A 12,663-nucleotide genomic window follows, 5' to 3' on the forward strand; every position below is an offset into this window, starting at 1 on the left:
ACTACAACATGGATTTATATAATTCTTTATAAATAGGTGCAATCTTTGTACATGAAAAAAAATTCTTAATGCGAGAATGTGACGCACTACTCATCATATTTATATCACATGAAAAACAAAGATATTCTATGCCTTTTGCCATATCCTGAGCACTAAATGGTTTTGCTTTATAGCCAGATATTTTATGTTCGACTATTTCTCCTGGCCCAGCATTGTCAAAACATACAACAGGTGTACCGCAAGCCATAGACTCAGCTACCGTCTTACCAAATGCTTCAATGATAGAAGCACATAAAAATACATCTCCAGACGAGTAAGCTATACGCATTGATAGTATATCATTTAAGTAACCCAATCTTTTGTATTCAAAACCTAGATTACTAAAGTCCTCTTCATACGAAGCACCAAATATTAGAAGATAGTATTTTTCTTTATTCAGAAGATTTAAGGTCTGCTTTATAAAAGAGAAGCCCTTATAATAATCATTTACCCTGCTGGCACCAAAAACAATTATTCTTTTACGAGTAGCCAGCCCCAAAATTTCGCGGGCGACACTTTTAGAAATAGGGAGAAATGATTCAGTATCAATGCAGTTATGTATTGTTCTAATCGCCTTGCCATTCATTACCCAACTTTTGTTTGCTAGATCGCTAAGCCAATTGCTTATACCTACAAACTGTATTCTGCTAGGAAAATGAATTGATTTATATAGCTGGATCTCTGTAGAAAGATCCCTCTCAATATCACTTTTCAATAGAGGGCACTTACCACAACCGTCTACATACTTATCACAATCCACCGCATAATGGCAGCCTCCAGTCATTGGCCACATATCTCTCATTGTCCAAACTATTGGTTTTTCTATTTCTCTAATGATAGAAATATCAATAAAATTGTCATTTATCCAATGGAGGTGAACAATGTCAGCTTCATTAAAAACATCAAGATCAAACAAATCATAACCAAACATACCCGAGCTAAACAGTTCATTTTTTCTATTCGGATATGAAGAAAGCAGTAAACGCTCGGCCTCTTTGTTCGCTTGATACTTTGCAATTCCTCTTCCTTTGGCAACACTAGTAATTTCCGCCTCACCTAGGGTTATAGTGCTTGAGGTAATAATCCTAGAGTTAACTCCCTCTTTCAATAAGCCCTTATGCAGCCAATAAGCACCTCGAGCAGCCCCTCCACTAAGACTACCAGCGATCAAATGAACAACTTTTATATCATTACCCATTTGAAATCATTCTCTCTCGATTCGAAGGATTTTCTTCACTCAAATACCATTTCCAAACATTATGTAATCCCGCGTCAAGTCCTATCGAACTATTCCATCCCAACCTGGTAGCTAAGCTTACGTCAAGCCTTTTAAGCCTAGCCCCTTCTAGTTTTGAGCTATCGAATACCAACTCACCTTCAAATCGACAAATCTCCTGCAAGAGTTCAGCCAATTTTCGAATAGAACAATCACTGCCAGTCCCCACATTAATATGAGAACACATTGGATCTAACTCTAGCCAATAGCGTTGGGCAGGAACAGCCATCAGGTACACACAAGCGCGCGCCAAATCATCCACATGCATAAACTCTCGCCTAGCCTTACCGCTACCCCATATCTCAACGTGAGGTTCGTTATTTTGTATGGCGCGGTGGAACTTCCCTATCAACGCGGGAATAACATGGCTGTTTTTTGGGTGAAAGTTGTCATAGGGGCCATACAGATTAGTCGGCATTGCACTGCGATAATCCCCGCCATACTGCCGGTTATAGCTTTCACACAGCTTGATGCCAGCAATTTTTGCTATGGCATAAGGCTCATTGGTGGGCTCCAATGGCCCGGTTAATAACGCACTTTCAGGAATAGGTTGTGGGGCCAGTTTAGGATAAATACAGCTGGAGCCTAAAAAGAGAATTTTCTGCACATCGGCTAAATGAGCGGCATGAATAAGATTGCTTTCTATCATCATATTTTGATAGATAAACTCAGCCGGGAACGTATTGTTGGCATAGATTCCACCCACTTTAGCCGCAGCCAAATACATTTCATCAATACGATGTTGTTGAAAAAATGCTTGTACAGTTCGTTGTTCGGTGAGATCTAACTCAGCGCGGGTCGCCGTGATAATCTCAACCTCATTATCCAGTGCCAGTTGCCGGCATAAAGCACGGCCAACCATCCCCATGTGTCCGGCGACAAATATCCTACGCCTATTCATGCAATCCCCCAGCCATTTACCCTTCACCACCTATCGCACAATCAAACCCATTGCGCTTTAAAAAAGCCAATCTTTTCGCTTCATGTAAATCATGGCGGGTCATTTCCTCGCAAAGCGAGCGCACATCAATCTTGGGTTGCCACCCCAGTTTTTCTTTCGCTTTACTGGCATCTCCCAGCAGCGTTTCCACTTCTGCAGGACGAAAGTACTTGGGGTCAATACGCACAACAATGTCACCCGGCTTTAACGCTGGCGCATTGTCTCCCGTGACACTTTCAACAACAGCAGTCTCTTCTAAGCCCTGCCCTTCAAAGCGTAATTGCACCCCCAATTCTGCCGCCGCCCACAAAATAAACTGCCGTACCGAATATTGCTGGCCGGTTGCTATAACAAAGTCTTCAGGCTGATGTTGTTGCAGCATTAACCATTGCATATAGACGTAGTCTTTGGCATGGCCCCAATCCCGTAAGGCATCAATATTGCCCATATACAGACACTGCTCCAACCCTTGGGCAATATTTGCCAAACCACGGGTAATTTTGCGGGTCACAAAGGTTTCACCACGACGTGGCGACTCATGATTAAATAGAATGCCATTGCATGCGTATATGCCATAAGACTCACGATAATTTACCGTAATCCAATAGGCATAGAGTTTGGCGGCAGCATAAGGGGAACGGGGATAAAAAGGCGTGCTCTCTCGTTGCGGAGTTTCCTGCACCAGACCATAAAGCTCCGACGTCGATGCCTGATAGAAACGTGTCTTATCCTGCAGTCCCAGCAAACGGATGGCTTCTAGTAATCGCAGCGTACCAAGCCCATCTACATCAGCCGTGTACTCAGGCTCTTCAAAACTCACCGCCACATGGCTTTGTGCCCCTAGATTGTATATTTCATCTGGCTGAACCTGCTGCACCAAACGGGTCAGATTCGAGGTGTCGGTTAAGTCTCCGTAATGCAAAATAAAATTACGGTTGTCTACATGGGGATCCTGGTAAAGGTGATCGACCCGCTGGGTATTAAAAGATGAAGAGCGGCGCTTAATACCATGAACCTCATATCCTTTTTCCAGCAACAGTTCCGCCAGGTAAGAGCCATCTTGTCCTGTAATGCCAGTAATCAGTGCTCGCTTCATATCTCAAACTTCTTCTGTATAAACTAGTTTAATCTTATTCACAAAAGTACCGCCAACTAACGACTGTGGCATTAGGCTCAGCACGTTCAATAAGTTCAGCCACAGCCGACTCATGCTCTCCTTCAATGCAGTTGATTACCAAATCTACTTGTTGAGCAGCCAGTTGAGGCAATCCAATCACAGGCACTTCCCTTCCCGTCTCCTTCTCCATATTTGAAGACACCACATAACATATTAATTGCGCACCATGCCTTGATATCAAATGCCCCAAAATAAGTGATAGCTCTCGCGTACCAAATATTGCGATACGCTTTCCCATAAATGCAGTCAGATCTAAACTGTCCTGTACAGCTTTGAGCATCAATTGCTTCAACTGAGAAAGGTTCTTCAGTTGGGTGGCGAGTTTATTGCTATGTTCTTCATGATTCGTTGCAAGGCCAAGTAAAGTATCAACAATAAGATCCTGAGTTAATACATCAGCTCTGTTTTCATCATCACAGCTCATTCCCAACAAGCTAAACTTGGCTACCACCCGTTCGGTGAAAACACCTTGGCAATTATTCATCGCCTTTTTCATAAAATAGGTGTCTGCTGCTATATTCAGACATTCATTAAATGGCCCAAGCTTGTCAAACACTCGCTTGCGACAAAAGAATGCTTGGTGTCGTGGTTTAAAACTATCAGTACTTTGCAAATAAGGCACTGTGTAAAAGGAATTACCAGTAGTTTGGTCTACGCAAAAAATCGTACCGCAATAAAAATCTGTCTCTGGCTCAAATGTATTTAGTACATCTTCGAGAACATGCTGATCGTAAAAGCTATCGTCAGAGTTCAGAAAATACACAATCTCACCATTAGCAATAGCCAATCCCCGATTGAATGCGTGATAGATCCCTCTGTCCGGTGCGGATATTATTTGATTTATATGCGCGTAACGTCCTGCAATTGTCAGGGTTTCGTCACTGGAACGACCATCTACGATAATGTGTTCAATATTAGCTAGTTTGGTTTGACTAGCAACACTATCAAGACAAGCAGAAAGCGTTTTTGCACTATTGTAAGTTGCCGTAATAATTGACACTTTCATCAAGCTATCACCATAAAATCAGACCATTCAGCCCAACCCGCGTTGATAAAGAAGCTGCAGATCTCATCCCGCACTGGCTGAGCTGCAATCACTACGCCTTTAGGCAGAGTTTCACTGAGTGCCAGTACCGGGTATCGGCCCAGCTCTGGTGCATAAAAATCAGCGGCGTTTCGATCGATAAAGCCGCTGGCACTGAGCCCAATTTCAGGTAAGCTCAGCATCATTCCCTTGGCCAACGCGCCGGTTCCATATATCCAAAGCTCACTATGTCGCTGATATAAAGCCCGCAATTCATCTTGCTTCAGCTCAACCAGGGTTTTAGCGAAATGCAGGGCAGAATCGGCTTTTGTTGTCACGGATGATTGGCTCAAGCGCATTTTAACCAGGCACTCAGGCACACAACCAATACCTACCCCATCTTTCGCCGCCCGAAAAAATAAACTGTAGTCTTCACCAATTCGGGTATCAGGATAACCGATTCTTTTAACTACTTCGGTGCGGGCAAAATAGCTAGTATGCACCACACAGTTCCAACGCATCAGTTGTAAAGCCAGAGCCTGAGGAGTATCTATGCTGTTGTGCTGAGGCTCTTTTACCCGTTTAAACTGACGATAGCGCTCACTATCGGCTACCACAGGATCGTCAGTAAAATACTCAAAATAGCTTTTCACCATGCCAAGTTCAGGATGCGCTAATAAATAATCCCTTTGTTTTTCAAAGCGCTGCGGCATACAGATATCATCAGCGTCCACTTTGGCAACAAATGCGGAATTAACCCATTGCAAGGCTTGATTGAGGCGATAGCCAACTCCGGCATTATCAGCTTGCGGATAGAAGCGGATTCGTGGATCGCAAAAAGACCTAATTTTTTCCACCGTATCATCTGTTGAACCATCATCAACAATCAACAGCTCAAAGTCATCGAGAGTCTGCGCCAATACGCTCTGGATGGTTTCCCCCACCACTTCAGCGCAGTTGTAGGTGGTCATCAACGCGGTCACACTGGGTGCTGACATATCAACGTAGTTCCCGTTCAACCTGGGCGATGACGGCCATAGCCTGCTTAATGGCGGTTGAGGAAATATCCCGGGTTCTGGGCAGATATACCACTTCACAGTGCTGTTTAAGTTCGTCAAACTTGCCCTGCCAGTCATCGCCCATAACAAACACATCGACTTGGTATTTTTCGATATCGTCGATTTTCTGCAGCCAGTCGTGTTCGGAAATCACTTGATCAACATAGCGACAACTTTCCACCACCGCATGGCGGTGTTCGTAAGGCACCAGGGTGGTTTTACCTTTCTGACGATTAAAGTCGTCGCTAGAGACGGCAACGATCAGCCTATCTCCCAGGCTTTTCGCCCGCTTAAGTAAATTCACATGGCCGATGTGGAACAAATCAAAAGTGCCGTAAGTGATGACAGTTTTCATGCTGATACTTCCTCCCGCATCCCTATACATCGGCAGTGAGCGCCTATTTCTTTACTCTTAGCTTAACAGTCTGTCAGCTATCTGCAGACTCAGTAAAAATGGAATGGATACTTTGCGCTAAATCATCTGCCGGAATCGGGCCTACATGAGGATCGGTGGCATAGTCAGGAACTAATCTGCGTGGATCCATATCACCACAAACCACCAAACTAGGGCAGTTCACCGCTGTGGCTTGCCACTGTGCACCATCCGGTACCGTGACCAATAAATCCGAAGCTTGCAGCCGCATCAAGGTGTTGCGCACTGAAGCATCCTGTTTAGGAACATTCCACACCTGATAACCCATCGCCGTCAGTTCTGACTTTAATTGGTCAGCAAAAGGATAGTCATAGGCGCTATTTTCACTAAAGGGGGCCAATGCCACGACCTTCCTATCCCCTTGCAGGTCGGAAGACGTTGCAGACTCAGACAAGTTAACCGACATATCCATTTCAATCTGATCAAAACCACAACAATGGCGCAAATAAAATTCAGGATAGCCATAATCCAATTGCGGGGACGATTGCCACCAGGGCGTATGCCAGCGAGCCATGGCGAAAAAATCGCTGCGTAAATAGTTGGCCGCATCATTTACATATTCAGGCTTGAGTTGTTGGGACTGAAATTGATCAATCAGCTCTTGTACCGACAAGCTGATGTAATTCCCCACCACAGGTTCGCCGGCATCTTTAAGAAAACGGGATAAAAAGCACGGCATAAAGGCGGTATCCAGACAGACTATCTGGCTGTACCCTTCAGCGATGATCTGCTCCGCCAGCCCTAAGAAGGTTTCCATGGCAGGAATAATATGCTCCGGCCATTGATGCTGTTCCAACCCACTAACCACAACATCAGGCTCTGCTGCTTTGACCAATTCTTTACCTTGGGCAAAGCCCATAAAATGCAGGCTGGCGCCTTGAAACTTCTGGCGAAAATAACGCAGCGCCGGCACACCAACACACAGCGCATCGCCTTTATCCAACATTCTGATTAAAAGAATTTTATTAGTATTTTTAATGGTCACTATGTATTTCGCTCTGAATAATGAAAGCGCGCGCGATTGCACCTATGCCAAGCTGCTGCTCAATGCACTTACTACTTGCAACTGCTGCTGTTCATCAAGCGCAGGGTATAAAGGCAAGGTGATGGCGCGCTGATAAAAAGCTTCGGCATGGGGAAAATCTCCTGGCCTAAACCCCAGTTGACGATAATAAGGCTGCAAATGGATGGGGATATAATGCACATTTACGCCAATGCCTTGCTGCTGAAGTTTGACAAATATATCGGCACGCTCGTGCTCTAACAACTCGATACTGTACAGGTGCCAGGCACTGTACGCGCGCTCACTGCCGACAGGCAGATTCAGCGGCAAATCAGCCAATAAATCATCATAACGCTGTGCAATAGCGGCTCTGGCCTTGATGAAATCATCCAATTTAGTTAACTGTGATATACCCAGGGCAGCGTGCAAATCGCTTAAACGGTAGTTGTAGCCCAATTCCACCTGCTGATAATACCAGGGCCCCTCACTTGGGCTTTCCATCAACGCGGAGTCTCGCGTAATGCCATGACTGGAAAACAAACGCAGCGTCTTGGCAAGGGTGGCGTTATTAGTCAGCACTGCGCCCCCCTCGGCGCTGGTGATGGACTTCACCGGATGAAAGCTAAGTACACAGGCATCAGAATACTGGCAACTGCCTACCGGCTTATCATGGTATATACCGCCTAGGGCATGACTGGCATCTTCTAGCAGCGAAATACCATAAGGCTCGGTTATGGCCCGGATTTCCCGCATATTGCAGCTCAAACCAGCATAATGAACAGGGATTATCACCTTAGGTAATTTATTGCTCAGCTTGGCTTGTTTCAGCTTATCCTCAAGTGCTACCACACTCATATTGCGGGTAGCCGGGTCTATATCAACAAAATCCACCTCTGCACCGCAGTAACGGGCACAGTTTGCCGACGCGACAAAAGAAATGGGTGATGTCCAAACAATATCGCCAGGTCCAACACCTAATGCCAGACAAGCAATATGCAACGCTGAGGTGCCACTGTTAACGGCAACCGCATGGGTTGCCTGACAGTAGTTGGCAAGCACGTGCTCAAACTTAGGGACTTGCTGTCCCTGAGTCAAAAACTGATTTTCAAGTACATCCACCACGGCTGCCACATCTTTTGGATCAATGTGGTGTCTGCCATATGGGATCATAATGCCGTCTCGTTTAACTGCCGTAACTCTTCCACCGTCAGAAAATGCGGATTCTTACCCGAGTGATATTCGAAGCCATCAGTCACATCGCGGCCCTGTTCCCCCAGCTTATTCTTGTGGTAATTAATATTCTTTTCAAAGAAAGTAATAGGCGGACGAATCACAAAGTGATCATCAAATTCCACACTGTGATGAGCCGTTTCTTCGGGCACCATCATTTCATGGATTTTTTCTCCAGGGCGAATCCCCACCACCTCGTATTCCCGGCGACCACTGACGGCTTCAACTAAATCAAGAATATGCACTGAGGGGATTTTAGGTACGAAAATCTCACCGCCTTGCATACGCTGGAAGCTGTTGATAACAAAGTCTACCCCTTGATCCAAGGTGATCCAAAACCGCGTCATCTGCTCATGAGTAACGGGAAGTTTCTTCTCTCCCTGATTGACCAGTTTTTGGAAAAAAGGCACCACAGAGCCCCTAGAACCCACAACATTGCCATAGCGTACAACGGCAAAGCGCGTACCTTTGGCACCGGAGATATTATTGGCAGCTACAAACAATTTATCTGAGGCAAGTTTAGTCGCCCCATACAAATTAACCGGGTTAGCGGCCTTGTCGGTAGATAATGCTATGACTTTACTAACGTCAGATTCAATGGCAGCTTCTAAAACATTCTGCCCCCCCATGATATTGGTTTTAATGCATTCCATGGGGTTATATTCTGCGGCTGGAACTTGTTTAAGTGCAGCTGCATGCACCACAAAATCCACACCACGCATCGCCGTTTTTAACCTGTATTTATCTCTGACATCCCCCAGAAAATAACGCATACAAGGATGATAAAAACTTTGCTGCATTTCAGACTGCTTTAGCTCATCCCGGCTATATACAATCAAACGTTTCGGGCTATAGTCATTTAGTAATTTTTGTATAAACCTCTGGCCAAAAGAACCAGTTCCACCTGTGATAAGTATTGAGCGTTCATTAAACATACTCTGTATCTTCCTGGGCTAGATAAGGATAATTGTAAGAGACATTTTCTTTTTGCTTAAGGAGCACATCCCTATCTACTTCTCTTAGACTCAAAGGGCTATTCTGCCAACCTTGACACAATAATTGCCCCCTCATTCCAGAGCTCACCATCATTTGTGGTAAAGGAATGTTAATGTTAAAAGCACATATGGAGTCATAAAACTCATAGAGTTCATATTCCTTTATAAGCTCAACCACCTTGGTGGGAATATCCATTGAATGCCCTGCTTCGTAAACCAACTTTGGAAAAATAAAACGGCACAATGGTACTTCGTTGAGAAAAGCACAAAAATAGTAGAACCGTTGAATATCATGAGCATGAGATGACTCAAAATCAGACTTATAGTCATTCGGCATATAAATAATAGTTAAATTACTCGGTATTTTATTAAGCCTCTCCAGCTGAATTTCATCATTTATTATCAACGTAAATTTGGTACCTTCAGGCAACGTAGGAAGAATAGAGAACAAATCGGTTCCCTTTACTAGACTATCATTTTGATTGATTAATACATGATCATATTCGTTTAAAATCGCTTTAGGTAATTGGCTTTTAAAGTCAATATTAAGACCTAGATTCCTTGATTTGTTAACATGCCGAGAAGATAAAACAAAGCGCAATGAATTCGTCAGTACCAGAACTTTCTTACCAATTGAATTTCTTCGTATCCAAGCAATACTTCGCTCCCCAGCATGAGAGACAGACAAATCAAAGTTCATTTCTCTCTGATTAAGCGCTGCTTCAATTTGACCCAGGCTACTTCGCCATTCACTAAGCACATGATTAAACCCATGAATCACCTTAGTCTCATCAGTACTGGCGTAAAGCACTTTCGTCAATACTGAATTAGCGTAGTTTACCGTTCCATACAGAAAGTAAAAAAGTAATGACGCACCTTGCTGATAGGACAGAAACAACAGCTTTTTCTGCTGCTCAATCACCCCTTCCGCTTCCACTATTGTGTTAACGTCGCACTCAGATACCTGTTTGAAAACACGTAGCTCTGTAAGCAAGGTCTGATGACTATACTTGTCAGTATAACGCTCGGCAAAACCCTGGCTGGAGGTAAAGGCAGAAGACATAATCGCTTGTAAGGCCCGATGCTTATCTGCCGGGCTGGTAACAATCAATAAATCCTCAATCTGAAGTGGTCTGCTTCCTTTAATGGCGGCGCCATCAGCACAGTTATAACAATCGATCTTAGCCTCTGCCAACATCTGCTCCAACATAACCTTGGAGACTTTAAACTCGTATTTGGTAAACACGCTGGGCCGAAAGTTACCGGGTACCACTAAGGCTGTATTATGCAACTTAGCGTATTCGTATAGCTCTTCTTTACCATCCAGGTAATAACCGGAGTGTTTTGAATGGTGGTGCTTGTCATTGACAAATCCCAGATCAACACCCAACAAGTACAGTTGATGCATGCCCAAGCGGGAAAACAGATTCAAGGCAAAGTTCGTCACGGTAGGAAACGCAAAACGCAGCACTTCAAACTGCGACTCATCCAACACCTGCAGGGAAGACACGGTAGACGACTCACCTTCCTTAAAGGCCAGATAGACATTCTTGTACAAGGCGGCGGTATCAGGATGAATACCATTACAGGAAAGCAAAGTGATCTGCTTTAAATAGTCAAAATCATCAATTCTGCTGGCCCAGTCAAAGGTTGCCCGGTTTTGCTCAATTTCAGCATGAAAATCGGGCACAATGCCATGTCGATGCAACACCTGCAATGAGGTGCCACAGGACACAATAATCGCCTGGTCGCGCCACTCTTTTATTGCCTCAATAGAGAAGTCTAATGAGGGACCATTACCAATCAGAAAAACCGGCACTTCTTTATGACAAGCAGATAGCAATCCAGAGGCTTGCTTACGCAGTTGCGGATAACCTCGGGCGAAACCTTCCTGTGTATGCGCAATACCGTAATAGGCATGGTCGAAGTACTCGCCCATGGAAATGACCACTTGCAACTGCTCCCGCAGTTGCGCAATGGCATGATTCAAAGCCCCATTGTAATAACTCTGATAAAAATAGGTGTTATTCAGAATATAAGGGCCAACTGCGTAAAACTGCTTTAACAGGTCACGGAATAAATGGCTGCCATCATCCCCTATATTGATATATAGGCGGGCATCTCTGTCATCCAGTTGCTTTAAAATTCCAGCCCAGTCAATGGCAAACAAGGAGGCATAAAAGAAGTCGCGATTAGGTTCACATAAAAACAGCTTTTCAACCTGATGTTCCTCAAGCAACCTTTCCAGTTGATAGCCAGTTCCCAAGCCGAACAGGATAAGTGACTTCACTGTCTGAGGCAGACTTCCCTGCTCATCTTCCAGTTCGGTCAGCATATCCTGCGTCTTAGCGACAAACTTATAATGCAAATAATGCTTAAGTTTTACCCCATGGTACCCCAGCACCAATCCGTCTTTGTGGGGATGGTTGGAAAACCCCTGATAGCTAAGCTCACTCTCCTTTCTAGGATGCTCGCCATACCAACTCACCAGTCGGTGGCGCTCCACCACATTTACACTGCCATCGGGCATACGTACAGGCCACCAAAACTTTGGCTGATATCCTTTAAATTCTTCATAAATAGTCGGAAAGTACTGCGCAAAGGCGGCCAGGTTTTGCAGTAAAACCTCGTCCTCTGCAGTCAGCGAGCGCCATTTTTCCGGCGCGGAAGCCATTAACCAGGCTGGGCAATATTCCTCCGCCTGCTCTTGCAACGCAAAGCTCAGTCCCTGCTTGTTTAATTCTGGCCAGGACTTATCCAGTAGCTGACGGTAAAGGGTATTGAATATAGGGTGGTTATAATGCTGATAAAGGTAGGCGCCTTTTACCTGCACATGTTCCTGTAATTCTGCAAGATTCGCCAGGATATCCCGCCCGTCCTTAGCTATTTGGAAATACAGAGCCGTGCCTTTTTGTTTGGCAAGCTCCAGGATCTCTTTCCAGCTCTGCGCACTTAATGAACACTTGAAGTATTGCGGCTCTGGCTCGTAAATAATGAGGTGATTAATGGCATAGTGTTCGATCAGATAGCGAATATGACTGCCCAGCCCCAAGCCCAAAACGATGACTAATTCAGGCTCCAGAGGAAGGCAAGGCCTGGCCAGAAGACTATGATAACTGTGCAGAGATGAGAGTTCTTGCCCCACCTTTTGTTGCGTACTTTGTGCGGCCTGGTCTGCGGAAAAGTCCAGATAGGCGGGATGCTGACAAAAGGCTTGGGTATGGCTGATAATTTCCTGCTCGGGGTGCAACCCGTACAAGGTACGGCCACTGCCGTAATCTACAATATTGAGTTCACCAAACTTATTGCAGAATAAGGAGATATTCGGGTTGGTTTCCTCAAAATAGCTGACCAGAGAAGGAATATGACGCTGGAAGGCATTAATGTTTTCATGACTGATTCTGGCAATATGTGAGGCCAGCTGCGCTTCCAACTCCGCTTGGCGGGTTTCATCCTTTTCGATATGTAGCCTGATGTTTTTTAGCATG

Annotated in this window: 10 protein-coding genes; all 10 read right to left on the reverse strand. The window is 44.8% G+C overall.

Features of this window, described 5'->3' with window-relative positions; genetic code table 11:
• Position 1: 1 nt before the first annotated feature.
• Entirely contained in the window at positions 2-1,237 is a 1,236-nt protein-coding gene (locus IEX02_RS17780) for a glycosyltransferase (protein WP_188698348.1), read from the reverse strand.
• The gene (locus tag IEX02_RS17785) at positions 1,230-2,216 is read right to left on the reverse strand and encodes a GDP-L-fucose synthase family protein (RefSeq protein WP_188698350.1); all 987 of its coding nucleotides are present in this window, start codon (positions 2,214-2,216) and stop codon (positions 1,230-1,232) included. Before IEX02_RS17785 ends, IEX02_RS17780 begins: the two co-directional genes overlap by 8 nt.
• A gap of 16 nt (positions 2,217-2,232) precedes the next feature.
• Positions 2,233-3,351 (reverse strand): GDP-mannose 4,6-dehydratase, encoded by a 1,119-nt coding sequence (gmd, locus tag IEX02_RS17790; protein WP_188698353.1) that lies wholly within the window; start codon positions 3,349-3,351, stop codon positions 2,233-2,235.
• A 34-nt stretch (positions 3,352-3,385) separates the two neighbouring features.
• Positions 3,386-4,438 (reverse strand): glycosyltransferase family 2 protein, encoded by a 1,053-nt coding sequence (locus IEX02_RS17795; RefSeq protein WP_188698355.1) that lies wholly within the window; start codon positions 4,436-4,438, stop codon positions 3,386-3,388.
• Positions 4,438-5,454, reverse strand: a complete 1,017-nt coding sequence (locus tag IEX02_RS17800; protein ID WP_188698358.1) for a glycosyltransferase family 2 protein — start codon at positions 5,452-5,454, stop codon at positions 4,438-4,440. The genes IEX02_RS17795 and IEX02_RS17800 overlap by 1 nt, the downstream gene beginning before the upstream one ends.
• A gap of 1 nt (position 5,455) precedes the next feature.
• Positions 5,456-5,869, reverse strand: coding sequence for a glycerol-3-phosphate cytidylyltransferase (gene tagD / locus IEX02_RS17805; protein WP_188698361.1), 414 nt, complete (start codon positions 5,867-5,869; stop codon positions 5,456-5,458).
• Between the two features lie 73 nt (positions 5,870-5,942).
• Positions 5,943-6,893 carry a hypothetical protein gene (locus tag IEX02_RS17810; RefSeq protein ID WP_188698364.1) on the reverse strand — a complete coding sequence of 317 codons (951 nt, stop codon included), beginning with the start codon at positions 6,891-6,893 and terminating at the stop codon, positions 5,943-5,945.
• An 81-nt stretch (positions 6,894-6,974) separates the two neighbouring features.
• Positions 6,975-8,120: a UDP-4-amino-4,6-dideoxy-N-acetyl-beta-L-altrosamine transaminase gene (pseC, locus tag IEX02_RS17815; RefSeq protein WP_188698367.1), complete on the reverse strand. Its 1,146-nt coding sequence runs from the start codon at positions 8,118-8,120 to the stop codon at positions 6,975-6,977.
• On the reverse strand, positions 8,117-9,115 hold the full coding sequence (gene pseB, locus IEX02_RS17820) for a UDP-N-acetylglucosamine 4,6-dehydratase (inverting) (protein ID WP_188698370.1): 999 nt from the start codon (positions 9,113-9,115) through the stop codon (positions 8,117-8,119). The genes pseC and pseB overlap by 4 nt, the downstream gene beginning before the upstream one ends.
• On the reverse strand, positions 9,108-12,662 hold the full coding sequence (locus IEX02_RS17825) for a 6-hydroxymethylpterin diphosphokinase MptE-like protein (RefSeq protein ID WP_188698374.1): 3,555 nt from the start codon (positions 12,660-12,662) through the stop codon (positions 9,108-9,110). The genes pseB and IEX02_RS17825 overlap by 8 nt, the downstream gene beginning before the upstream one ends.
• Position 12,663 lies beyond the last annotated feature (1 nt).

It is taken from the genome of Bowmanella pacifica, assembly GCF_014645355.1.
Classification (GTDB): Bacteria; Pseudomonadota; Gammaproteobacteria; order Enterobacterales; family Alteromonadaceae; genus Bowmanella; species Bowmanella pacifica.